The organism is Antarctobacter sp. (genome assembly GCF_034670325.1).
Lineage (GTDB): Bacteria > Pseudomonadota > Alphaproteobacteria > Rhodobacterales > Rhodobacteraceae > Antarctobacter.
The window spans coordinates 368,783-393,800 of record NZ_JAXMNR010000004.1; the positions used below are offsets into that span (position 1 = coordinate 368,783).

Consider the following 25,018-nt stretch of genomic DNA (forward strand, 5'->3'; position numbering starts at 1 on the left):
AAACCGTGACTGACACTCTGGAAACGGGCCGCAAGCTGGTCGAACAATTGAACCCCGGCATGGAGGAGGCGCTGCAGCAGCGCTATGGCCACCTTGTGCCGGGGATGGCGCAAAGCATTGTGGATTATGCCTATGGGCAGCAATATGCGCGCCCCGGATTGCCACTGCGTGACCGCTATATCGCGACCATCGCGGCACTGACAGCCCTCGGAGGCCAAACCGCGCCGCAACTGGCGGTGAACATCGCCGGTGGTCGCAAGGCCGGTCTGAGCCGCGAAGAGATTGCCGAAGTGATCTGGCAAATGTCGCTCTATGGCGGGTTTCCCGCCGCGATCAATGCGCTGAACACCGCCCTGACGGTCTTTGAACAAGAGGAGGCATCCGATGCCCCATGACATCGTGAACGGCCATATCGGCCACCACCATCACCCGCACGATCACAACCACCCGCATGACCACGACCACCTGCACAGCCATCTCAAGCCAGAGGACAGGGCGGCGGAATTGCAAGTGCTGGCGACGCAGTTCATCGACGGCTTCGTGCAGGCCGCCGACAAGGCGTCTTACCTGCGGCTGGCGGGCGTCCCGTTTGAGCGGCCCGGTGCCGGCAGCGACACCGCGTTGAAGCTGGTGGACGTGGAGTTGAAGACCGAATGGCAGGTCGGTACTGCCTCTCCGTCGTTCGGGTCGCGCGAACTCAGCTATCTGCCGTTCCCGGGTGAAATGGTGCGCGAGCGGGTGAATATGGCGCTGGTCTATGTGTCGATGGATGAGAAGTCGTTGTTGGACATTCGCCAGTTCCTGAAAGACCGGATGGAAGGGCAGGGCGGCTGACCGCCCCGGCCCGATGGCCTGGCGGTCAGGTCAGATCGCCAGAGCCTGATCACTCAGCCCATCCATGGTCATATTCTGCAACACGATGGTCACGCCTTCATCGTCAAAAATCAGATCGTCGCCCTGTTGGTAGAATTCCGACCGGGCGGCGCTGGTGTCAGCATAGCTGAAGGCCACAAGGTCTAGCACGTCCCATTCCTCAAAGTCGGTGATGACATGGGTGCCGTCTGACGATGGTCTGAAGACAAAGCTGTCGGACAGGTCGCCCCCCGAAAGCGTGGAATCCCCGGCACCGGGGTCCAGCACGTCGTCAGGGCCTAGTGCGCGGGTCCACGCCTCTAGGTCTTCTTCCATCATGCGACGGAATTCGGGGCTTTCGGCGAAATGGGACACGACAAATTCGCGGGTGGCACCGTCGTCAAGATACGCCTGCCAAACCGCCTTGCCGTTTGGGTCAGAGGCGCGGTCCAGCACGTTGTTATACAGCATCTCGATAAAGGCATCGTCCGAGAGTGAGCCGTAGGTGGCCTGAAACTCGGGGCTCTGGACAAACCCGGTGATGACGTTGAAGTAATTTGCCCCATCGGCCAGTTGTTCGGTCCAGAAGCCATAGCCATTCGCGTCGGGTGCCCGGGCAAGGGTGGCCTGATACAGGCGAAAGGCCTGCCCGGCATAGGTCGTTGAGGCCCCTTCCAAGCCGTCGCCATACAGGACGTCGTTGCCGTCCTGACCCAGCAAGGTATCCGCACCGCTCTGGCCGATCAGGGTATCGTCGCCGCCGCCGCCCTCCAGCAGATCGCGCCCACGCGCGCCATCCAGCAGATTGGCCCCAGAGTTGCCGACGATGTGGTTGTCATAGCCATTGCCCGCGCCGTCGATATTGCCGCTGCCGGTCAGGATCAGGTCCTCGACCTCTGGCGCGTCGGCCCAGAGACGGTATGACACCGACGAGTTGATCAGATCGTGGCCCTGACCCTTGTATTCGATCACCACGTCCATCGCGTCATCCACGAAATAGACATCATCGCCGGTGCCGCCGATCAGCGTATCGGTGCCTTTGGTGTCCTGCAGCGTGTCATTGCCCGCCATCCCATAGATGACGTCATTGCCCCATGCGCCGTTCAGGGCGTTATTGCCGCTGTTGCCTGTCAGCACGTTGTCTGCGCCGTTGCCGGTGCCGCTCAGATCGGCATTGCCCAGCAGGGTGAGGTTTTCCAGTGACATGCCGTAGTCGCGCAGTGCGAAAGAAACAGAGGCGCGCACAAGGTCGGTTCCGGCGTTGTCTGCCTCGACGATGGTGTCGCCGCTGTGGTTCACGATGAACACATCGTCGCCACTGGTGCCCACAAGGCGATCCGCGCCGCTGGTGCCTTGGGTACTTGATCCGCTGCCTCCTCCGCCACTGCCTTGCAAATTTAACTGGACAAGGGCCGCGACAAGGCTATCGGCCAGTGCGACGCTGGCGGCATCCGAATAATGCAGCCCGTCGGCGAACATCTGCTCGGGCGCAATGCCTGCGGCGGTCAGGACGGCGTCTGGCTGTACGGTGACGATCCCGGGGTTTTCGGCCCCTAGTTCGATCAGTTCGGCCTGTATCGCGTCCCAATGCTGGCGTTCAGGGGCGGCGGGGGCATTGTCGGACAGGCCCGAGATGACGATGGATGCGTCCTCGACCCCGGTGGCCCGGTTTCCCATTTCCGAGGCAACCTCGGCACGGAACTCATCCATCAGCGCATGGAAATCCGGCGCGTAGTCGGCGGGTGTCCCCGAGGTGTCGGTGTCGCCCTCACCCTGCACCCAGATCACCCCGGCGACATAACCGTCAGGGGTCGCGCGCAGGGCGTCGACAGTCTCATCTACGATGACGGCGCGCATTTCACCGGGTGTTTCCCAGTCGGTCTTGCCAGTGCGCGCGCTGGTCAGCGGCGCGCCCGACGAATAAGCGCGCACCAAGACGTAATTCCCGGCTCCATAGGTTGCGTCCAGCGCATCCTCGACTTCACCAGCGATCCGGCCAGCATTGCTCTGTCCGGCCAGCACGATAATGGGGGTTCCCACGGCTCACCTCCAAATTCCCACAAGGGGGAAATTGGCAAGCGGCCCTTAACGCAGCCTTTGGAGTTTTTGCACGAGTGTTAAGGATTTGAGGCGGTTTGTGCGAGTCGGCGAAAGGTGACCCGCAAGGCGGCCAACAGGCGCGCGCCGAGTGCCGCGTTGCCATGCAGGACGTCGTCCAAGTCCTGTCCGGACCCACCCGAAAGCCGTGGACCGCCGCGCATGAAGGCCGCCTGTGTGAGGCAGCCGTGGGACAAGGTGTCGGCGGGTTGCGGCAGGTAAGTGGTGCGCGGCAGGGGATCGAATCCCGCGCGATGCGCTGCGATCAGATCCGCTGCCAATGCCGCGCCATCGCGCTGGCGCAACACGCGACGGATGATCGGATAGGTCCCGTCCTGGTCCAGCAATGCGTCCGAAGGAAAGGGTTGCGCAACCACGGCGACGGGGCCGGGCGCAGCCTGTGCGACCCGGGCAGACAAAGAGGTTTCACTGAGCGAGGTCAGCGCCGCCAGATAGGCTGCGCGTGTCATCAACGGTCGGGCCTTTTTCGGGGGGGCGTCTGTCAGCGCCTGCGCGATGGCCTTTGCCCCCGACGGCCAGCCAGAGACGCTGTGCGTCTGTTGCAGCCGAACGGCGGCAAAGGCAGAGGGGGCCAGCCCGGCGACGACCACCGCGTCGAACTTGGCGAGGTCAAGTGTGTCGGGCGTTCCCATCCGGGCGGTTCTTTCGCGCATGTCCTTGGACGCAGCATGCAGCAGGGAACCCTCCAGCAAGATATCCTTGTCCGACAGTCCGGGTTTGGCAAAGACTGTCAGTACCTCATTCGCCGGGTCCTGCCGGTGCGCGGCAATCAACATCGCGGCGTGCGAGTCACCAATCAGGCAGAGTTTCAACGTGCGCTCTCCTGCGTTGCAAAGGCCTCCAACAGGGCCTCTTCGCAAAACTCTTCCTGCTGGGACGGGTCGGTTTGGGGGGCTGTGATCCGCCCGTCTGGGCGGGGAACTCCATCCAGTTCGGGGTGTGCGCCGAAAAAGACCGACATGACCGTCGCCACACCCTCTGCCGTTACGGTGCGCAGGTTGTCATTGTAGAACCGCGCCCCGAAGGGGGGGCCGGTGATGATTTCATAGGACGGCATATAGTCGATGTCCGGGTCAAGGGCCGCCACCTCTCCGGCGACTGCGCGCAGGACCGATTTGGAATAGGTCGTGGCCGACAGGATGTGATCGCCGCTGGCGGTGGCCGTCAACGGGACAGGAGAGACGGTCAGCAGCACCTTCAGGTCGGGGTTCCATCGGCGCATCCGCGCGATGGCCTCTGTCAGATCCTCGTGGACCTCGGCAAAGCTCTGGTTGACGAAAACATGCCGGTTCGGATCAAAATGCCCACCCAAAACGCCCGGAGCGGTTGGAAAGACCCGTCCTGTACGTCGATCTGCCCAGCATTCGGTCAGTCCAAGGGTGAAGACAAAGACATCGGTCTCAGCGAACATGGCGCGTACCCGACGCAGGTGATCCCGTCGAAAGGCACAAAGCTCGGCCTCGCTGGTGAAACCCTCGGGTTCGATATTGGGGCGCAGGGCGTCGATCCATGCGTCGCCGCGCCGCCACAGCGCCTCATCGTGCAGTGTCGCGGTCTCTGCATCCTCCAGCAACTGGCGGAGCTGGCGCGCGGTGTAGACATTGCCGTAGCGCGCAGAAAACAGGCCATAGCCGTGCCGTCGTGCAATCTCTTGCGGCATCAGGGCCGGGGCCGGTTCCGCCTCGACCAGCGTCAAGGATGACGCGCGGACATATGTGGCGATGTTCTGGGCAAAGCAACTGCCCGCCGTGGCGATCCGCAGACCCGGGCGCAGCGCGACCTTGGGTGCGTATATCGCATCCAAGTGAAAGCCCGGATGTTCCCGGCATGGTTTCCAGAAAGCCGAAGGCGGCAGGTCAGAGTATGGCATGCCGGGACGATACGTCAGACAGGGAACCGAACTAAGGCTTTTTCGCAGAATTGCTGTGGCGGAGCTTGGGGCCTTGGGGCGCGGGGCAATGGTGGGAATTTTCTTCGAATGATTCGAAATTCCCGCTCTATCTCCGGTGGCGAAAATGACCAATCGCGCAGAGGTTGCTGGATTGGTGCGTCCAGAAGGACAGTGCAGGGTGAATTGTGGCGACAAGAAGGCATTGGACGAAAGGAAAACGCGGCTCTGGCTATTGTTCCTAAAATTTGAACAGTGAAACTGCATTCGATCTGTGGGGAGCTATATTTTGTAGACAAAATTCCGCCAGATCCAGAATGTTGTGTTTTCTCGTTTCCAATTGGGAAATTGTTGTGCGCGCAAACAGCGGCAAATTGATGGCGAAATCGCTGAAATTTGGCGAGGGAAGGGCGGATTTGCCCCGGTCTCTACAATTTTGTCCTTCTCGGAATGAGGGCTGCGCCTTAATAATTTCCTCAAGCCCAACTGGGGGGTGAAGTCTGCAGGCCACGGGGGCGGCCGCTGAACCGCTCGCATCTTGCGATGCGAAGTGAAGCGAGGATGGAGAATCCGTCCGTGCCGCATAGGCATCTTTGTTCGCGTTTTGAAGCGGGCAGGGAGCACCGCGATCACTTCGTATCGATGCAACGTGGCGAGCACGTGATGAATTGGGCGGTGCTGCGCGCATTGTCGGCGCTACTGCGCACGGGGCATGCCCCCATTTGGAGTGAAAGAGGGTCGTACTATGGCTGATTTGGTCTTGGAATGGGGTGCATTGGGTCCGTTTGGCACCAACCTGACGGATGAGGATGGCGGTGTTTCCGCGTCCGTCGATGCGGGCGGTGTAGCCATCGATATTTCGTTTGATGGTTTGAGCGCGGGCAGCAGCGCATTTACCTTTAACGCGCCGGGCTACGTTGCACCGGGTGAAACCTTTTCGAACCAGTCGTTCCTTAAGCTTTTCGGAGAAGGCACCGGCGCGGCGAGCGACACGTCGACAACCGTGCTCGACTTTCGTGCCACGGACACGTCTTTGTATTCTGACGCTGCGCAGAATGTATCGTTCCGTATCAATGATATCGACACCGGCGCAGGCGGCGATTTCGCCGAGGCGGGCGGTGGTTTTCAGGATGTCGTCAACGTCACTGCCTTCGACCCTGCAGGCAACCCGCTGCCGGTCACTCTGACCCTTGGCTCTGGCGTCACCAACGCGGGCGGCGACCTCACAGGTACGCCCGAAACCGGGTTCGAAAGCGCGACGACCTCTGTTCTTGTGGACATTCCGGGACCCGTCGCCAGCATCCAGATCGAATACGCCAACGGCGCGGTCAGCCAGCAGGGCGTGACAATCTCGGACATCGAATTCTCGACCGTGGATGTGGGCAACGGCGGACCGGACGCGATCGACGACACGGAAACCACCACCGTGGGCACACCTGTGACGCTGGACCCGACCGCCAACGACACCGATCCGGAAAACGATCCGCTGACTGTGACCGGCATCACGCCCGCGTCCAACGGCACGGCCGTGCTGAACGGTGACGGCACTGTGACCTATACGCCGAATGCGGGCTTCACCGGCACCGACACGATCACCTATACCATCACCGATGGCACATCGAGCGATACCGCGACGATCACCTTTACTGTCTCTGATGATCCCAACATCCCGCCCACGGCCTTTGACGACTCGGCGGAAACAGACGAAGGCACCACGGTCACAATCACGCCGCTGGCCAACGATGATGACCCGGACGGCGACAACGCTCTGCTGACCGTGGCCAGCATCACCCAGCCGACCAACGGCACCGCTGTTCTGAACGCCGACGGGACGGTGGATTACACGCCGGACCCGGGCTTTACCGGGACCGACACCTTTACCTATCAGTTGGCTGATCCCGATGGCGGCAGCGACACCGGCGTTATCTCGGTCACTATCGCTGATGATGCCGAGCCGCGCATCGACACCGATGTCTTCCCGGTTGCTCCGGGCGATCAGCCGCTTGACCCGTTGGACGGACTGGACCAAGACCCTGATCCGCTGGATGACATCGACAGTATCGACGGAACTTCGGGCGCCGACCTGATCGAGACCGGCGATGACGCCGATACCATTCTGGCCGGTGGCGGCAACGACACGGTGAATCCGGGCATCGACAACGACTATGTCGAACTGGGCGGCGGCGATGACTCGTTGTTTGACGTTCAAGGGGCCGACACGATCTATGGCGGAGCGGGCGACGACACGATCATCGCGGGCACCAACACCTTCTCTGATTACGAAGGCGACGATCCGTCGTTTGCACCGGGTACACTGCTGAACGATCTTGGCTTTACCGCTGACCCGAACACCGAAGATGGCCGTGATTACGTTGAAGGGAACCGGGGCGCCGACTACATCGCCACCGGGGACGACGCTGACACCATCGACGGCGGTGGCGAGAACGACACGCTGGACGGTGGCATCGACGATGACCTGATCATGGGCGGCCAGGGCGACGACTCGCTGATCGGTGGCCACGGGTCGGACACGCTGGACGGCGGTCAGGGCAACGACACTTTGGACGGCTCTAACATCGCCGCTCTGGAACTGACCGACGACATCGACGTCAACACCGAAAACGACCGCGACCTGCTGCAGGGCTTCCTTGGCAACGACTCGCTGATTGGCGGTGATGACGACGACACGCTGCAGGGCGGGTCCGGCAATGACACACTGGACGGTGGCATTGACGACGACATCCTGATGGGTGGCAATGACGACGACCTGCTGATGGGCGGTCAGGGCAACGACACGCTGAACGGTGGTGCTGGCGATGACAGCATCGAAGGCGGGTCTGACCGCGATGTTATCATCGTCGACAGCGCGGCGGATGGCATCGGCGACACCGTTGACGGTGGTTCGGGCGGGTTTGTCGATCAGGCGAACCCCGAGGATCCGCCGAACCAGGACTACGACATCCTTGACCTGTCAGGTGTGGGTGCCGAGGGCGTCGACTGGCGTCTGGTCAATGAGGTTGCGGACAGCAACGGCAACGGCCTGGACGGCACCATCGAGTTCCTCGACGGGTCGGGCGCAGTGACTGGCACGATGGATTTCTTCGAGATCGAGGAAATCGTGCCCTGCTTTACCCCCGGTACGCTGATCGCAACGCCGCAGGGCGAACGTCTGGTCGAGGATCTGGCAGTTGGCGACCGGGTGATCACCCGCGACAACGGCATCCAAGAGATCAAATGGGTCGGCCGCAAGGACCTGACCGGCTTTGACCTTGCACGCAAGCCGCACTTCAAGCCGATCCTGATCCAGCAGGGCGCCTTGGGCAACAACCTGCCCGAGCATGACATGCTGGTGTCGCCCAACCACCGCGTTCTGGTGGCCAACGACAAGACGGCGCTCTATTTCGAAGAGCGTGAGGTTCTGGTCGCGGCCAAGCACCTGACCGGTTTGGACGGCGTCGATGAGGTCGAGGCCAATGGTGTCGCCTACATCCATGTCATGTTCGAAGGCCATGAGGTGATCCTGTCGAACGGTGCGTGGACAGAAAGCTTCCAGCCCGGCGACTACAGCCTCAAGGGTATCGGCAACGCGCAGCGTCAGGAAATCCTCGAGCTTTTCCCGGAACTGGAGCATGCAGAGGGTCTTAAGGCCTATGCCTCGGCCCGTCGCTCTTTGAAAAAGCACGAAGCCGCGCTTTTGACGAAATAACCGGGTTTCCCGGAACGGAATATGCAGCCCGTTCCGGCGCCGCGACCCTCGCGCCCGGAATGGAAAACACGGAGACGGGGCGGCCTTGTGCCGCCCCGTTTTTTGCGTTTCAATTGCAGTAATTTTTCTGAGAATATAGGGGTTTACGGTTTGTAAAGGAGCGTCTGCGAGTGTCGAAGGAGGTGTTCTCAAGGTAGTGGAAATGTCAGTGGATCAGGTCTGCTTGATTGTCGACGATGTGGAGTTCGACAGGCGCATGATGCGGCGGGTGATGGCCAAATATTGCCCGGACATGCCGTTGATTATCGCCCGCAATCTGGGTGAGGCACGCGTCCGTCTGCGTGAGAAAAACGTATCGATTCTCTTTCTGGACAATGCCTTGCCGGATGGCATGGGTGTCGATTTCCTATCCGAGATGAGCTCGGACAAAAAACTCCGGACCGTTCCGGTGATCATTGTCAGCGATTTTCCCACACCGTTCATGTACGCCAAGGCGCAGGCTGCCAATGTCTGTGAGGTTTGGTCGAAACGTGAATTCGTAGGCCCCTCTGTTCGTCGTGTCGTGCAAAAACACGTCAGGGTCCACTGATCTTGCCAGCGTCGGTCTTAAACGCGCTGATTTTTCGGAATTTATCCTGTCAGGCAGGTGTCGTCGTTGGCGGCCCGCCAAGCAAGCCACGCCTCTGGCGTGTCCAGATCGGTCAGGGCGCGGCGACCGGGCAAGGCGACGTGACGCAACCTGTGCGCGTTCATTTTCAGAATATCCCGTGCGCCGTGGTCCCCGGTCAGGGTTTGCAGCGCCATGAAGCAATCCGCGGGGAACAGCACCGGATGTCCGGGTGTACCATCCTCCGCAGTCGCCTGTTGGAGCATGGGAAAGGGGATGGATTGGAAACTGTGGATAAGTTTCTCAATATCCGCGGTTTCAATTTCCGGCATGTCTCCGGGCAGGATGACCACGGCCTTTAGTCCACGCGGCAAATGCCCCACACCACGCCGGATTGATGCCGACATGCCCAAATCTGAATCCGGCACCTCGATCACCTGCACCGGCAGCCCTTGCAAGGCCTCGGCGCGCGGATGGTTCCAGTCAGGCAGCGTGACGGCCACATGGGCGCCCGTCGCCTTGGCGCGAAGGGCCTGCCGCCGCAAAAGCGGCACGCCATCCACGTTTTCGGTCAGTTTGTCGCGTCCGCGCATCCGAGCGGACGCGCCTGCGGCGGGGATGAGAATCGCGATATTGTGCATGAGCCAGACACTAGCACAGGTTGAGCAAGAATGTGGCGCGTGTTGTGTCACATGCGCAACTTTTTGTGTCATTCGGCCTCTTGACCGCTAAATGCTGCGGGGCCGCAATGCAATTGCGGCATTTAGCCCCGCATCCGCGCCCCATCAGCATCAATCAGTGGGTCGACGATCAACCTAGCGGGACACATCTGGCCAAGAATCTCAATCTCTACCTTTAGTCCGGGGATCGCTTTATCCCGTGGAATCAGTGCCATGGCGACCGACTTCTGTGCAAAATGTGAATAGCCTCCCGAGGTGCAGAACCCCGAAACCTCGCCGTCGATCCAGACCGGTTCATAGGCGTTCACGTCCGCATCCTGCGCGTCCACCTCAAAGGTGACAGACACCCGTTTCGGCGGTGCGGCGCGCTCTGCCTCGGCGGCAGAGCGGCCGATGAAGTCGCCCTTGGACCACTGGATAAACCGGTCCAACCCGGTTTCGGCACAGGTATAATCGGGGGAAAACTCGCGGCCCCAAGAACCAAAGAACTTGTCCAGTCGCAGTGACATCATCGCCCGCATCCCGAAAGGTTTCATCCCCAGCGGTTCACCTGCCGCCCAGAGCGTTGACCACAACTGTCGCTGTGCCATCGGATCGCAGTAGATCTCAAATCCAAGGTCCCCGGTGTAGGAGACGCGCTGAACGGTACAATCGGTCATACCGACCACCATGTGCCGCACATCCATGAACCGCATGTTCGACAGATCATGTCGCGTGCAGGCCTGTAGAATGTCGCGCGCGCGCGGCCCGGCGATCTGAAATCCGTTAAGTTTATCACTGATATTCTCGATGCTTACGCCGTCTTCCTGATGTTGTAGGAACCAGCGCATATGATAAGCCTGCGCGCCGTAGGAGGCGGTCAGTTGAAACGCGTCCTCGCCCAGACAACTGACCGTGAAATCGCCGATGATCCGCCCGGCGGGCGACAACATCGGGGTCAGGGACAAGCGGCCAATCTTGGGGATGCGCCCGGCTATAATCCGATCCAGCCAAGCCCGCGCATTCGGTCCGGTCACGCGGTATTTGCCGAAGTTGTGGACCTCATTGATGCCTGCTGCCTCACGCACCGCGCGCACTTCGCGGGCGGTTGCCTCCCAGGCGTTGGATCGGCGGAAGCTGGGAGTCTCGTAGCGTGGCTCACTGCCGGTTGCGAAGTAGTTGACCACCTCCAGCCCGTATTGCGCGCCCCAGACGGCGCCCATTTCGTCAAAGATGTCATACATCGGCGTCGTGCGATTTGGTCGCGCGGCGGGCAGTTCCTCGTTCGGGTAGCTGACGGAAAAACGTTTCTGATAGTTTTCAATGACTTTCGGCAAGGTGTACCCGGGCGAGATCCAGTTCCCAAAGCGCGCCACATCCATTGCGCCTGTGTCGCGTTCGCATTCGCCCTCAACCATCCACTGCGCCAACATCAGGCCGACGCCGCCACCCTGACTGAACCCGGCCATGACCCCGCAGGCCGACCAATAGCCGCGCAAGCCCGGAATCGGGCCAACCAGCGGGTTGCCGTCCGGCGCAAAGGTGAACGGCCCGTGAATCACTGATTTGACCCCGGCGCGTTCCAGAATGGGAAATCGTTTGTACGCAAATTCAATGCTTTGCTCGATCTTGTCAAAGTCATCTGGCAAGAGTTCGTGACCAAAGCCCCAAGGTGTGCCATCGACCGCCCAAGGGCGGCAGGGCTGCTCATAGAACCCGATACACAGCCCGCGACCCTCCTGCCTCAGATAGCTTTCGCCCGCCGGGTCCATCACGTGCGGATGCTCTGCATCCCGCTCATAGATTTCGGGCGTTTCTTCGGTCACGAGGTACTGATGTTCCATCGGATGCAGCGGCAGGTAGATACCTGCCAGCGCGCCAACCTCGCGCGCCCACAACCCGGCGGCATTGACCACGTGTTCGGCGTGGATCGTGCCTTTGTCTGTCACCACGTCCCATGTGCCATCTGCACGAGGATTGGTTTCCAACACTTTGGTATGCAGGTGAATTTCCGCTCCACCCATGCGGGCGGCCTTGGCATAGGCATGGGTGGTGCCGGACGGGTCAAGATGTCCGTCCAGTGGATCATACAGCCCGCCGAGGATGCCGTCGGTGTACACGATCGGCGCCAGCTTGGCGATCTCCTCGGGGGTGACAATCGCGGTCTCCAGCCCCATGTAGCGATGCTTGGCGCGTTCCGCCAAGAGCATGTCAAAGCGGTCTTTGTTGTCGGCCAGCGTTACGCCGCCCACGTGGTGCAGCCCGCAGGACATGCCGGTCAGCTCTTCGAGTTCGCGGTACAGCCGAATGGTATAGCCCTGTAGCGCGGCCATGTTGGTGTCGCCGTTCAGCGTGTGAAACCCGCCCGCTGCGTGCCACGTCGACCCACTGGTCAGTTCGGACCGTTCGAGCAGCATGACGTCCGACCAACCCAGCTTGGTCAGGTGATACAGCACGGAGCAGCCGACAACGCCGCCCCCGATGACGACAACGCGCGTGGTGGATTTCATGAACGTCTCCCGAACCTTGTTTGCTCTAGCGGTGGCAGCCTCCGCAGGCCCGCGCAAGACCGTCTGCGACGGGTGATGTCGGTAACGGTCCCTCGCGGCGCGTCAGGCCTGCGCCCAACCGGTCAGTTCCGTGGCCTTTTCCCTGATCCACAACAGGTCAAAGCCTGCGATGATGCGATAGCCCTTGGCAAAGTTGGTCTCGGCCTGCGCCTTTGTCATCGCGATGTTGCCCAATGGGATACGCGCCGTAGCGGCGGCGCTTTCGATGCGCGACACGGCGGCCTTGAAATCCGGGTGGTCGAACTGGCCCGAAATACCCAAGGCCGTGGACAGGTCGAACCCGGCAACGATCAGGACGTCCACGCCGTCTACGGCGCAGATGGAATCGATATTGTCGACTGCTTCGACCGTTTCGATCAGCGGCATACAAACCATGTCCGGGGCCACTTCGCGTGCATAGCCGGGCATGTCCGTGCCCCAGCGCGATTGCGCGATGAAAGGCCCGAACCCACGGGTGCCGGAGGGGGGATAGCGCAGCGACCCGACCGCCCATTCGGTTTCGGCGGCGTCGCGGATCAACGGAAAACAAATACCTTCCGCGCCAAGGTCCAGCGCCCGTTTCACAAGGGCGTCGGAGTTCTCGGCGATCCGCACAATCGGAGCGCAATCGGTTCCGGCGGTCGCGGCAATCATCGCATGGGCCGAGCCATAGTCGACAGCCCCGTGTTCAAGGTCGATGATCACGCAGTCCACGCCTGAGGCGGCGATTGCCTGCGGCACCGTCGCGGAGGGGATCGTGCAGACAACCGAGGTCAGTCGGCGCGCGGGATCCTTCAGTTTGGCCTTGAGACTGGGCATTGAAATCTGTCCTCTCCTGATGGGTGCCGCAGCGTAAGATGGTTCCCTCACGGGACCAAAGCCTTTCACGCCTTGTGCAGGCGCGACGCCATATGTCGGATTCCGGCAACATTGCGGAACGGCCCCGGCGCATCGTCTAGTGGCAAGCCAGACAGGGAGAAAATGTCATGCGCAGCCACGCTCAGGCCGTCGTCATCGGAGGCGGCGTTATCGGGTGTTCCATCCTCTATCACCTGACCAAACTGGGCTGGACGGACAGCGTGCTGCTGGAGCGGGACGAATTAACCAGCGGGTCGACGTGGCACGCGGCGGCCAACATTCACGGGCTGCACGACAGCACCAATATCTCGCGCCTTCAGCACTATACGATGACCCTTTACAAGGATCTGGAGGCGGAGACCGGGCAAAGCTGCGGGGTGTTTCAGGCTGGATCCCTGTACCTTGCGCAGACCGAGGCGCGTGAGCACCAGCTGCGTTTGCAGGCGGCCAAGGCCAAGCTCTACGGGATGAATTTTTATGAGGTCAGCGTGGATGAGGCAGAGCGCCTGCACCCGCTGGTCGATTTCACCGGCATTCGCTGCATCATGTTCGAACCCGATGGCGGCAACGTCGATCCCTCTGGCGTCACGGCGGCCTATGCGGCGGGCGCGCGGCAGCGGGGGGCGGAAATCCACCGCTTTACGCCCGTCATGGCAACGGAACAGCAGCCGGATGGCACATGGATCGTGCGCACGCCAAAGGGCGTTATTCATACGCCTTGGGTGATCAACGCCGCCGGTCTTTGGGGGCGTGAGGTGGCGGCGCTGGCAAGGTTAAAGCTGCCACTGCAACCAACAGAGCACCAGTATTTCGTGACCGAGACCATCGCAGAGATCGCCGCGATGGATCGGCGTTTGCCCTCGGTTGCCGACCGCGACGGCGAATATTACCTGCGGCAAGAGGGCAAGGGCCTGCTGATCGGCGCCTATGAGCGGGATGTGCGGCTCTGGGCCGAAGAGGGCACGCCGCTGGATTTTGCGCATGAGCTGTTCGCCGATGATCTGGACCGCATCGAAGACAACATGATGCGCGCGATTGACCGTGTGCCCTTGGTGGGGTCGGCCGGGATCAAACGCGTCATCAACGGGCCGATGATCTGGTCACCGGACAGCAACGTGTTGATGGGACCGGTGCCGGAACTTACCGGTTATTTCTGTTGCAACGGCATCATTCCGGGCTTTTCGCAATCCGGCGGCATGGGGTTGATGGCGGCACAGTGGATCGTCGAGGGAGAGATGCAGTACGATATGTTCCCTTGGGACATGGCGCGGTTTGGGGACTGGGCGGATGCAAAGTTCACCAAAGCGCGGGTGAAGAACCAGTACGCGCATCGTTTCGCGATCCACTTCCCCGGTGAGGAACGTGACGCAGGGCGACCCGTCCGGACGCGCCCGGTATGTGAGGCGCAAAAGGCGATGGGGGCCAAGTTCGGCCTCAACTACGGTTGGGAGCATCCCGCCTATTTCGACGCCGACCAGCCCGATACGCCCGGTTTTACCCGGCAAGGCTGGTGGCAGAGTGTCGGCCGCGAGGCGCGCGCTCTGCGTGACGCGGGCGGGATCATCGACATCTCGAACTTTGCCAAGTACCGCGTCGCCGGTCCGGGGGCCGAGGATTGGCTGAACGCTGTTTTCGCCAACCGGATGCCACGCAAGGTGGGGCGCTCTTGCCTGACGCCGCTGATCGGGAAGCGCGGCGGGATCGCGGGTGATTTCACCGTCACTCGGCTGGCGGAGGATGAATTTTGGGTAATCGGGTCCGGCATGGCGGAACGCTATCACCTGCGGTACTTCCGCGAGGTGCCGCTGCCCGACGGGACGACCTTCACGTCGATGACCGTGGCCATGTGCGGTTTCAACGTCGCCGGTCCGCGCGCGCGCGAGATGCTGCAACGGATGACGAATACCTCTCTGGCGACAGAGGATTTCCCCTTTATGGCCTCGTGTTGGATCGACATTGCGGGTGTACGTGTTCTGGCCTTGCGAGTGTCCTTTACCGGCGATCTGGGCTGGGAGTTGCATTGCGCGACCGAGGATCAGGGGCGGCTCTATCAGGCGTTGCTGGACGAAGGACGCGATCTGGGTATCGGCCCGGTCGGCAGCCGCGCGTTGATGAGCCTGCGTATCGAAAAGGGCTATGGCTCTTGGAGCCGGGAATACTCGCCCGAATACTGGCCGCAGGAGGTAGGGCTGGCGCGTCTGTGCAAGCTCGACAAGGATTTCCTGAACAAAGCGGCGCTGCTGGAGGTGATCGAGAAACCGCCGCGCGAAACGCTGGTGATCCTCGCGCTGGACGATGAGGCGGTTACCGCCTCGGACGCCGACGCCAGTGGCGGAGAGCCGATTTTCCGCGACGGGCAGGGCATTGGGCGTGTCACATCTGGCGGCTACGGCTATTCGGTGGGGCGCAGTCTTGCGCTTGGCTACGTCAAGGCGGGCACAGCCAAACCGGGTGACCGGGTTCAGGTTATGGTGCTGGGCAAGCCTCATGGCGCGGTGATCCTTGCCGATCCCCCCTTTGACCCCGAAGGCAAGCGCCTGCGCGCGTGACCCAAGTGTCACCGCATCAATCGCCAGCCGATCTCTTGCCGAAGGTTGGCGCATTTGTCGGTGCAGTCCGCGTTGCACCGGCGGGCGCGCCCGTCGTGGGTGATGTAGTCACATTGCCCCACGGTGCCGTCAGGTTCGCAGAACACCACCATTTCTGAGCCGTCATGTCCAAACAGGCGATATTCGCGGATCGCGGTGGCCGAGTGATAGGTGCATTTTGCGCCACTCTGTCGCGGCGCATGGACGTTGTGGATGTGATCCAGATGATGCCCGCCATCGAGCGTGAAATACGCCGAAACGCCGGTTTCCTTTCCGTCTTTAAACTGCACGCGTGACTTGATTGGCCCCGGCGCTGCGCCGCCGGCAGGATCCGCGAAGTAAGTGCAGGCGATATAGGTGGTGTCGTCACCGGGCGGGATGCGGAACGACAGTTTCTGCCCTGTCGGATCGGGGTTTCGGGCGGGGCATGAACCCGCCGGAGTAGGGGTGTCTGCCCCTCCGTCCAACCGTTGATCCAGTGCGGTGATCTGGTCGTTCAGCAGCGTGATGTAGTCACCGATCCGGTCGCGCATCTCTTGCGATTGCCGCAGGATGCCCTGAACGATGGCTGCGACCTGCGCGCGGAATTCGGGGCTTTTGATGTCTCCTGCCGCTCCGGTTTCGAAAATGGCCAGCGTCACCTCGACGGTGAGGTCCTGTCTGGTCAACACACGTGGGGGTCCGCCGTCCAGATCTGGCAACAGATAGGTGTCCGCATCTTTCAGCATCGCCGCATATCGGTCCCGCTCGGCCTTAATCTTGTCGCCCTCCAGTCGCAGCGCCACGTCCCGCGCCGCGCGGCTGGCCGCCTGATTCTTGCGCGCGGTTTCGAGAGCGCGATACAGCCGGTCACGGGTTTGCCGCAGGTCCGTCAGGTCCTTGACCAAAACCACCCGCCGCTTTTCGCGTGTGTTGTAAAAGGCAAAGAGCGTCTTGATCGTTGTGCAGGGCGGGCTGCAATCGTCGACCTGTCCGCCGTCCAGCGTAGACAGGCGGTCGCGTTCGGCCAAGAGCGCGCGCATGTCATCGTTCAGCTTGCGCGAGTTCTGGTTGAAGGCCCCCATGCGTTTCAGCGCCTCAACCTCTGCGCGCAAAGTTCCGATTTCGCGCTCATTTGCCTGCCATGGCTGAATCCAGTCTGTCCAGGTTCGACGTTGAAACCTGTTGATGTCCTGCTGCTCGACCTCCCTTCTAAAGATATCCGTCTCGGTCTGTTTAATGTCCTGACGCAGACGCGCGATGGTCTGTTCGATCTCCTGCGCGGGGTCCGCGGCAACTGGCGTGGCCAGCAAAAGTACTGTCAGCAGGGACCAGAGGACGCGGGCGGGGGCCTTGGATGTCATGAACTGTCCTCCTGTCTCAGTTTGATGGGTCGGCAGGGCGCGCATAACGGCAGTCCGTAACCGGCTCGACAATTCGCAGGGACAGGTGATCGTCGTCGCGAGAGACCAGCAACGTGACGGGGATCTCTTCAACCAGATTGACCACCGCCCCCGATCCGTCGCGGCGGGTCACGCGGGCGGGGTATTGAACTGCGTAGGAGAAAAAGCGCGCTGGGTCGTCGGGATGCGCTCCGCCGGGCAGTGCTGCGCCCGGTGCCGCATCAAACACGGTTGTTATCCGGTAGCCGTCCACCGGATCACGCCATGTGCTTTCGCCGATGAACCTGTCGCCGGAAGGGCGGAACTCCAAGAGCCGGTCGGCGCAAGCAGAGCCGACGCCGCTCCAGCGGCCCGCCAATGCGGAGACTGGAAAAGCGGCAACAGGCGGGAGGGGGGCAATACTGGTCGCCTGTGCCGCCTCTGGCAGGGCTGGCAGGCCGCGCATCGGCATGTCAGGCGCGGTGACCACTGGCGGGGCACCGCCTTTCAGCAGTTCATTGATGTCGAACCCTTGCGCCAGATAAAGGGGGGCGGTCTCTGCAAGGACGCTGCCCGCTCCGCAGAGCGCGACGCATCCCGCAAGTCCCAAGGTGCGCAATCCTCCCATGGCGGTTCCCCTTTTTTCTGCCGGTCTGCGTGCCGAAAGTTCGGCATCGTCATCAGGCTAGCAGAGCAGGGCGCAGCGGCATTGAGAGAAATCAATTGGGGGACTGCAGGCAAAGGCGATTGCGCCCAAACCCAAGTCACCTTTGAAATTCTTCGGCTTTCTTCAGTTTCTTGCCGGGTCGCCCCGTTCCGGGGCTTAACCCGTCTCCGATCCCAGAGGGCGCACTTTGAGCCGGGTGATGCGATTGTGCTCGCGCGCCATGACCTCGAACCGGAAACCGTGAAAGCTGAACACTTGTCCCATGGTCGGGATCATCTGCGCCTCGTGGATCACAAGGCCCGCGACGGTGTTGGCCTCATCGTCGGGCAGGTTCCAGTCGGTCGCGCGGTTGAAATCGCGGATCGTCATCTGGCCGTCGATCCAGTAGTGTCCGTCCTCAGCCTTGCTGATCGGATGATCCGCATCCGGGTCGAATTCATCGGTGATTTCGCCGACGATCTCTTCGAGGATGTCCTCAAGGGTGATCAATCCCTGCAACGCGCCGTATTCGTCCACCACCAGGGCAAAATGCGTGCGACGGCGCAGAAACTGGCGCATCTGCTCATCCAGAGAGGTGGTGTCGGGCACGAAATAGGGTTTCATCGCCACATCCGTCACCTTGAAGTCGGCGATGGCGCCCGCCATCGTCTGGTCCTCGTCGACCAGCCGGTACATGGCCCGCAGCAGGTCCTTGGCGTGGATCACGCCAAGGATGTTCTCGGGGTCGTCGCGAAAGACGGGCAGGCGGGTGTGGCTGCTTTCGAGACATTGTTGCAGAATCTCCTGCGGGCGCGCATTGGCGTCCAGCATCTCGATCTTGGAACGGTGCAGCATGATTTCCTCGACCGTCCGGTCGCTGAGATCAAGCGCACCCAGAATGCGGTCGCGGTCTTCCTTTTCGACCACACCTTCGGAATGGCCCAGTTGCAGCGCCCCGGCAATCTCTTCGCGGACCGCCAGAATGTGACTGTCCGGATCGGTCTTCACGCCGACGATGCGCAAAAGCGCCCTCACCAACATGCGCACCGCCGAGACCATTGGTGCGAAAAGCCGTACCACCAGCGCAATCGGCGCCGACACACGGGCGGCGGCGGTTTCTGGATTGGTGATGGCATAGGTCTTGGGCAGGACCTCGGCAAAGATCAGCACGACAAGGGTCATGACAGCCGTGGCATAGACCACGCCGCTTTCGCCCAGAGCCTGAGTAAAGATCATCGTGGCCAGCGCTGTGGCGAGGATGTTCACAAGGTTGTTGCCCAGCAGGACGGAGCCGATCAGCCGTTCATTGTCTTCGGTAATCTCAAGCGCGCGTTCAGCCCCGGCCGACCCCTTGTCGGCGGCTGCCCGCAGCTTGCCGCGTGAGGCGGCCGTCAGCGCGGTTTCCGATCCCGAGAAGAAGGCAGAGAGCATGATGAGGCCAAGGATCGACGCGGCGGTGATCCAGAAGGCGGCGTCAAGGGTTGCGGGCGTAGCGTCCATGAAGGCGATCCTTTGGGTTTGGACCGGTTATGGGGGTGCGGACGGAGGCATTCAAGGGGGCGTGCCGGACCGGGGCGGTGTTCGGCGCTCGTCACGGCCTGCGGCCGCAACATCGCCCCGCCCACCGTCCCCGGCGGCAAGGCTCAGGTGTCTTTGGCAAGCGGGTGGTGTTCAAGGACGAGTTCACGCAGCCGCTCTTCAAGCACATGGGTATAGATTTCGGTCGTGGCGACGTCCGCATGGCCCAGCAGCGTCTGGATCGCGCGCAGGTCCGCGCCATTGGCCAGCAGATGTGTGGCAAAGGCGTGGCGCAGGGTATGCGGGGTGACCTTGTCAGGAGAAACACCAGCCTCGACCGCGAAGTCCTTGATCAGCATGTAAAAGGCGTGGCGCGTCAGGTGCCCGGCCTTACCGCGTGAGGGAAACAGTTGCGCCGAAGGTGGTTTGCCCTCGGCGCGGGCGGTGTCATCCTGCGTGTCGCGGGTTTGCAGCCATCTGGCCAGCGCCGCGCGGGCGGGTGGCGACAGCGGCACCATGCGTTCCTTGCCGCCCTTGCCCCGGATCAGCAGCATACGCGGATCGCCGCGCGCGGCGGAGACGGGCAGCGAGACCAGTTCGGTGACCCGCATCCCCGTGGCGTAAAGCAACTGCATCAGGCAGGCGTTGCGGAGGCGGTCGGCTTCGGTCCGTCCATGCGCCTCGGCGGCCTCCAGCAGCCGGTCGACCTCTTCGACCGCCAGTGTTTTGGGCAGACGTTTGTCGCGGCCCGGTCCAGCGATCTGTAGCGCGGGGTTGTCCGTGCGCAGCCCTTCTTCAAAAGCGAAACGAAAGAGTTGTTTCAACGACGAAAGACGACGTGCGCGTGTGGCCCGTGACAGACCCAGCCTGTCACAATGGACAAGATAGGCCTCTATGTTTTCCTCGGTCGCTCCGGCGAAGTCAGTTCCGTTGTCCGCCAGCCAGTCCTGCGCATGGGCAAGGTCGCGGTCATAGGCGGCCAGCGTGTTGGCCGCCGCGCCCCGTTCGGCGGCCAGCGCCTCTAGAAACAAAGGCACCCAGCGCGCCGGGGTCACCGCCGCGCTCGTTCGGCATCGAGGATCATCAATTCGAGTGCCGCGCGCCGGGCCAGATCCTCTAGCCCGAGGGTGCGGAAACTGGCGATGGCGTCGGTCAGGTCCTGCCCGTTGCCTGCAGCTCCGGACGCGAAGAGCACCATGGATCGCAGGATCACCTCACCCAGCCGCCCTTCGGCCAGTTGGTCGCGCAGGACCGGCGGCATGGGGGCACCGGAAAATCCGTCAGCGACCGCCTGCGCATGGGGCAGGTCCGCCAGACCGGCCGGGGCCTGACCCTGCGCGATGGCAGACAGAAAGCGGGTTTCCGGGCTGTCATCCGTCAGCCCCAACGCAAGGCTTTCATACGACGGCGACAAAAAGCCGATGCGGCGGGCGATCCCGGCGGCACGGCCCTGCAGCTTGAGCCGGGCAAGACGTTCTCCGTATAGCTCGGAGAATGGCACCAGCAGCCGTCCAGAGGCCATTTGCGGCCAGACCCGCTGCAACTCTTGCGCCACCGTGTCGGGGGCCCCACGCCCCAGCGCGCGCTCGAAATCCTGCAGCGCATCGACCCGGTCCCAGACACCGCCAGAGGCGGCGGGCTGACGCAGCGTGTAGATCCCAAGCAGGCGATTGGCGGGCAGACTACCGGCGCGTGCCAGCCTTTCCGCGGCCTGTATCTGCGTGCGCCATCCGTTGTCGCCGGACAGGTCCAGAACCGCGAATTGCAGCGGCAAAGGCGCGGTGGGCAAGGGTTCGCCAAGCGCCTCGAACAGGCGAAACTCCAGCGGCGTGGGCCGAACCGGCGGTAAGAGCGGCTCGCCACTGCCCGCCTCGGGATCAAGGAACCGGGTCAGCAGTTCGGCGCGGCGTCCGGAAATGTCGCCCAACGTCTGTGCGCTGTGCAGGACCAGCGCCGCGCGGCTCCAGTCGCCGTTGCGGGCGGCGCAAAAGATTCGCAGGCTGAGATCGCTGCTCAGCCGTGGTTGTGTCGCAAGGGCGCGGCAGACTGGTTGTGACTGGCCCAGCAACAGAGCAAGATCGGCCCAGATCGCGAACAGATGCGGGTCTTGAATCCCGGTGATGTCCAGCAGCGCTAGCGCCTCTTCGACAAGGCCCTGCTCTTCGAGCCAGGACAGGCGGGCGGTCAGATGGGCCAGATCCCGGTCGCCCACCGGCGGCGCGGCCTCGGCCAGCATCATGACCCGCATTTGCGCGCGCAGCGCCGGAACCGGCAGGTCCAGTGCGCGGATCAGCCCCTCAAGCGTGGCCGGGTCTGACCCGGACCAAAGCGTCGCTGGCAGGCCGGTGACACGCGGGGCCAACAGGCCCGCGGCACCGGGGTTGGGGGCGCCAAGTGGCGCGGCCTCAACCCGGGGCGGCGTGGCGCTTTGGGCGACTGGGTCGTCCTGGGCGCACAGGCCCGTTGCCAGAAACGCCGAAACGCTCAACACAATCGCCAAGGCCCCCCGTCGATGGCCCGTGCACGGGTCAGCTGTCATTGAGTTGCACCGGCATGCGGCGTTCGAACTGTTCCGGTCCGAAGTCGGCCCCGAGGATCGGGCCGATGTACGCGTAGACAACCAAGGCAAGAAAGCCGAGGATCAGAAGATAGAATAGCCATTTGATCAGTCGGCCCATGTCGTCCTGCCCCCGCCTCGTCTTTTTTGAACTTATACCTAGCCTTTTTGTCGCGATCACGTCATTCACGCAACAGGTTAAGCGATGGGCAAGGGATGGCCGAAGGCACGGTTCACAAGGGTTTGATCCTGCACAAGACAATTGTCTTTGTGGGGATGATGGGCGCTGGCAAGACGGCGGTGGGACGAACCCTTGCGGCGCAACTGGGAGTCGTCTTTCGCGATTCGGATCACGAAATCGAAGAAGCCGCCAATATGACCATCGCCGAGATTTTTGCCCGCGATGGCGAACCGTTCTTTCGACGCAAGGAAAGTCAGGTCATCGAACGCCTGCTGGAAGGTGAGCCCGGCGTTTTGTCCACGGGTGGCGGGGCGTTTCTTGCCGCCGCAAACCGCGAACTGATCTCTCGGATGGGGGTATCTGTCTGGTTGGACGCCGATCTTGATCTTTTGTGGGACCGCGTCCGGCACAAGGATACCCGGCCACTGTTGCGCACGCCTGATCCAAAGGGGACGCTGCGGCGGCTCTATGAGGCACGCGTGCCGATCTACCGGCAGGCGGATGTTACTGTGTCCTCGAAACCGGCGACGTCGCTGGACCAGATGGCGCGACGGGTGTCCGAGGCGCTGATGGAAAGCCGTCCGGACGTTCTGGAGAAACTGCAATGATCGAAACTGTAAAGGTCCCGCTGCCGGGACGTGAATACGATGTGCGGATCGGCGAAGATTTGCTGGTCCGGGCCGGCGCAGAGATCGCGCCGTTGCTCAAACGTCCGCGCGTGGCCGTGGTCAGCGACGAAACCGTCGCGGCGGCGCATCTGGCGACACTGGAGTCGGCCCTGACCGCAGAGGGAATCGCGATGGTCGCGTTGACGCTGCCGCCGGGCGAGTCGACCAAAGGCTGGCCGCAGTTCACCCGAACGGTGGAATGGCTGCTGGAGCAAAAGGTTGAGCGGCGCGATATCGTCGTGGCCCTTGGCGGTGGCGTGATCGGCGATCTTGTGGGTTTTGCCGCCGCCGTGTTGCGGCGGGGTGTACGCTTTGTCCAGATCCCGACATCGCTCTTGGCGCAGGTCGACAGTTCGGTGGGCGGCAAGACCGGCATCAACGCGCCACAGGGCAAGAACCTGATCGGTGCTTTTCACCAGCCGTCGCTGGTTCTGGCCGATATCGGCGTGCTGGATACGTTGACGACACGCGGTTTCCTGTCCGGTTATGGCGAGGTGGTGAAATACGGGATGCTGGGCGATGCGGCGTTCTTTGACTGGCTCGAAAAGAACGGGGCCAGTGTCGTGGAGGGCGACAGGGCGGCGCGCGCCCATGCGGTAAAACGCTCGGTCCAGATGAAAGCGGACATCGTGCTGCGGGACGAGACAGAGCAGGGCGACCGCGCGCTTTTGAACCTTGGCCATACCTTTTGTCACGCGCTGGAGGCCGCCACCGGATATTCTGATCGCCTGCTGCATGGCGAGGGCGTGGCGATTGGCTGTGCGATGGCATTCGAACTGTCGGCGCGGCTGGGACTGTGTTCACAAGAAGACCCAAGCCGCGTGCGTGCGCTGCTAAGGAACAGCGGGATGCGCTGCGATCTGGCGGATATTCCGGGGGATCTGCCGGGGGCCGAGGCGCTGCTGGATCTGATGGGACAGGACAAGAAGGTGGTCGACGGGCAGTTGCGATTCATCCTTGCTCGCGGCATCGGGCAGGCCTTTGTTACCTCGGATGTGCCGAGCGACGCGGTTCTGACGCTGCTGCGGGATCAACTCTCGGCGCGGTGATCCGGGCGTTATCGCACCTGTTCTCGCTGGTTTGATACACAGCGCGGCGCGGCACCTTTTGTGCGGCCGGGCAAGACCCCCGCGCCGGGAAGTGGCGCATGCAACGGCTGCGAAAGATCTATCTGCGGGATCGCAAAACCATCATTTCACCGATGTTTTCCGACGTGACATAGCCAATCATGTGGCCGGTCGGGTCCGTCGCCGCCACGGCGGGTGCCTGTTGCAGCGCGTCCAGCGCCTGCGACAGCGGCGCGGCAAGTGGCAGGGCAGGGACCTGAACCATCACCTCGCCCACGGGGCGTGTGTTCTGCCCCTCTGCCACGGTCTGAAACAGCGCCTGACGTGTCAGAAAACCTGTCAGTCGCCCCTCGCTGTCCAGCACGGGAAACTCGTGCTGCGTGGTGCGGATCAGGGTCTGTGCGGCCACATGCATCGGGTCTGCCGGTGACAGGCTTTCAAAGCTGGTGATCATCGCGTCGCGCAGGTGCAATCCTTCGGCCAGATCACGGCTTTCCACGTCCCGCGCTTCTGCCTGCGCGGCCATAAAGACGAAAAGCGCGATCAAAAGCAGGACCAGATTGCCCGAGGTCAGACCCAGAAACCCAAAGAGAAAGGCCACGATCTGGCCTGCCGAGGCGGCGATCCGGGTGGCGCGTACCCGGTCTGTGCGCAGTGCCAACAGCGCCCGCAGCACACGGCCGCCATCCATCGGAAAGGCCGGGATCAGGTTGAACAGGGCGAGAAACAGGTTCACCGCCGCCAGTCGGCCAAGGAACTCTTGCGGATTGGACGGATCGACCAGCGCCCCCATTTCGGTCGAGGCCCCAAGCGCGATGAGGACAGCCCAGATCACCACGTTCACCGCCGGACCTGCCAGCGCCACGGCGATCTCCTGCCCGGGTTTCTCCGGCATCCGCTCCATCCGGGCCATGCCACCGATAGGCAACAACGTGATGTCGGGCGTTCGGATACCATAGCGCCGCGCCATCAGCGCGTGGCCGTATTCATGCGCAACCACACAGCCAAAGAGCACAATGACAAAAAGCGTGTTGTCCAGCGCCGCAGCAGGACCGCTTTCGGCCCATGCGGCGGCGGCTACCCAAGCCAGCAGCAGGAAAAAGGTGGCGTGGACACGCAGTTCAGACCCCAGAAAATGGCCAAGGCGGAAGGTCCAGGTCATGTCGTCTCCAGTTGGGATGCCGTTTCATTCATG

At 62.2% G+C, this 25,018-nt stretch carries 20 protein-coding genes; 7 read left to right on the forward strand and 13 right to left on the reverse strand.

Going from position 1 to position 25,018, the window contains the following annotated elements; genetic code table 11:
• Positions 1–5: 5 nt before the first annotated feature.
• Positions 6–395: a carboxymuconolactone decarboxylase family protein gene (locus VOI21_RS12420; protein WP_323770200.1), complete on the forward strand. Its 390-nt coding sequence runs from the start codon at positions 6–8 to the stop codon at positions 393–395.
• The gene (locus tag VOI21_RS12425) at positions 385–834 is read left to right on the forward strand and encodes a hypothetical protein (protein WP_323770201.1); all 450 of its coding nucleotides are present in this window, start codon (positions 385–387) and stop codon (positions 832–834) included. The genes VOI21_RS12420 and VOI21_RS12425 overlap by 11 nt, the downstream gene beginning before the upstream one ends.
• A gap of 30 nt (positions 835–864) precedes the next feature.
• Here VOI21_RS12425 and VOI21_RS12430 read toward each other — a convergent pair whose 3' ends face one another.
• The 3 genes from VOI21_RS12430 to VOI21_RS12440 form a co-directional block, all read right to left on the reverse strand.
• Positions 865–2,892: a DUF4214 domain-containing protein gene (locus VOI21_RS12430; RefSeq protein ID WP_323770202.1), complete on the reverse strand. Its 2,028-nt coding sequence runs from the start codon at positions 2,890–2,892 to the stop codon at positions 865–867.
• Positions 2,893–2,969: 77 nt separating this feature from the next.
• On the reverse strand, positions 2,970–3,782 hold the full coding sequence (locus VOI21_RS12435; protein WP_323770203.1) for a hypothetical protein: 813 nt from the start codon (positions 3,780–3,782) through the stop codon (positions 2,970–2,972).
• Complete coding sequence (locus VOI21_RS12440) at positions 3,779–4,774, reverse strand: GSCFA domain-containing protein (RefSeq protein WP_323770205.1); 996 nt, start codon at positions 4,772–4,774, stop codon at positions 3,779–3,781. Before VOI21_RS12440 ends, VOI21_RS12435 begins: the two co-directional genes overlap by 4 nt.
• An 829-nt stretch (positions 4,775–5,603) precedes the next feature.
• Between VOI21_RS12440 and VOI21_RS12445 the strand changes: the two genes are divergently transcribed.
• Positions 5,604–8,564, forward strand: coding sequence for a Hint domain-containing protein (locus VOI21_RS12445; protein WP_323770207.1), 2,961 nt, complete (start codon positions 5,604–5,606; stop codon positions 8,562–8,564).
• Between the two features lie 202 nt (positions 8,565–8,766).
• On the forward strand, positions 8,767–9,153 hold the full coding sequence (locus VOI21_RS12450) for a response regulator (RefSeq protein ID WP_323770209.1): 387 nt from the start codon (positions 8,767–8,769) through the stop codon (positions 9,151–9,153).
• 41 nt (positions 9,154–9,194) lie between these two features.
• Here VOI21_RS12450 and VOI21_RS12455 read toward each other — a convergent pair whose 3' ends face one another.
• From VOI21_RS12455 to VOI21_RS12465, 3 genes are all read right to left on the reverse strand, one after another.
• Positions 9,195–9,812, reverse strand: a complete 618-nt coding sequence (locus VOI21_RS12455; protein ID WP_323770212.1) for a nucleotidyltransferase family protein — start codon at positions 9,810–9,812, stop codon at positions 9,195–9,197.
• Positions 9,813–9,934: 122 nt separating this feature from the next.
• The gene (locus tag VOI21_RS12460; protein ID WP_323770214.1) at positions 9,935–12,340 is read right to left on the reverse strand and encodes an FAD-dependent oxidoreductase; all 2,406 of its coding nucleotides are present in this window, start codon (positions 12,338–12,340) and stop codon (positions 9,935–9,937) included.
• Between the two features lie 102 nt (positions 12,341–12,442).
• Positions 12,443–13,198, reverse strand: coding sequence for an HpcH/HpaI aldolase family protein (locus tag VOI21_RS12465; RefSeq protein ID WP_323770215.1), 756 nt, complete (start codon positions 13,196–13,198; stop codon positions 12,443–12,445).
• Between the two features lie 167 nt (positions 13,199–13,365).
• Here VOI21_RS12465 and VOI21_RS12470 point away from each other — a divergent pair, with 167 nt between their 5' ends.
• Entirely contained in the window at positions 13,366–15,786 is a 2,421-nt protein-coding gene (locus VOI21_RS12470; RefSeq protein ID WP_323770217.1) for an FAD-dependent oxidoreductase, read from the forward strand.
• 8 nt (positions 15,787–15,794) lie between these two features.
• On the opposite strand, the gene VOI21_RS12475 is transcribed toward VOI21_RS12470, so the two are convergent.
• From VOI21_RS12475 to VOI21_RS12500, 6 genes are all read right to left on the reverse strand, one after another.
• A complete protein-coding gene (locus VOI21_RS12475) occupies positions 15,795–17,168 on the reverse strand; it encodes a hypothetical protein (RefSeq protein ID WP_323770219.1) in 1,374 nt (457 codons plus the stop codon).
• Positions 17,169–17,184: 16 nt separating this feature from the next.
• Entirely contained in the window at positions 17,185–17,814 is a 630-nt protein-coding gene (locus VOI21_RS12480; protein ID WP_323770221.1) for a hypothetical protein, read from the reverse strand.
• Positions 17,815–18,009: 195 nt separating this feature from the next.
• Positions 18,010–19,332 (reverse strand): HlyC/CorC family transporter, encoded by a 1,323-nt coding sequence (locus VOI21_RS12485; protein ID WP_323770222.1) that lies wholly within the window; start codon positions 19,330–19,332, stop codon positions 18,010–18,012.
• 143 nt (positions 19,333–19,475) lie between these two features.
• Positions 19,476–20,405 carry a site-specific tyrosine recombinase XerD gene (locus tag VOI21_RS12490; RefSeq protein ID WP_323770224.1) on the reverse strand — a complete coding sequence of 310 codons (930 nt, stop codon included), beginning with the start codon at positions 20,403–20,405 and terminating at the stop codon, positions 19,476–19,478.
• A complete protein-coding gene (locus tag VOI21_RS12495) occupies positions 20,402–21,889 on the reverse strand; it encodes a hypothetical protein (RefSeq protein WP_323770226.1) in 1,488 nt (495 codons plus the stop codon). Before VOI21_RS12495 ends, VOI21_RS12490 begins: the two co-directional genes overlap by 4 nt.
• Positions 21,879–22,028: a hypothetical protein gene (locus tag VOI21_RS12500; RefSeq protein WP_323770228.1), complete on the reverse strand. Its 150-nt coding sequence runs from the start codon at positions 22,026–22,028 to the stop codon at positions 21,879–21,881. The genes VOI21_RS12495 and VOI21_RS12500 overlap by 11 nt, the downstream gene beginning before the upstream one ends.
• A 95-nt stretch (positions 22,029–22,123) precedes the next feature.
• Between VOI21_RS12500 and VOI21_RS12505 the strand changes: the two genes are divergently transcribed.
• Positions 22,124–22,696, forward strand: coding sequence for a shikimate kinase (locus VOI21_RS12505; protein ID WP_323770230.1), 573 nt, complete (start codon positions 22,124–22,126; stop codon positions 22,694–22,696).
• Positions 22,693–23,805, forward strand: a complete 1,113-nt coding sequence (gene aroB, locus VOI21_RS12510) for a 3-dehydroquinate synthase (protein WP_323770232.1) — start codon at positions 22,693–22,695, stop codon at positions 23,803–23,805. The genes VOI21_RS12505 and aroB overlap by 4 nt, the downstream gene beginning before the upstream one ends.
• Before the next feature lie 118 nt (positions 23,806–23,923).
• On the opposite strand, the gene VOI21_RS12515 is transcribed toward aroB, so the two are convergent.
• Complete coding sequence (locus VOI21_RS12515) at positions 23,924–24,985, reverse strand: site-2 protease family protein (RefSeq protein WP_323770233.1); 1,062 nt, start codon at positions 24,983–24,985, stop codon at positions 23,924–23,926.
• Positions 24,986–25,018 lie beyond the last annotated feature (33 nt).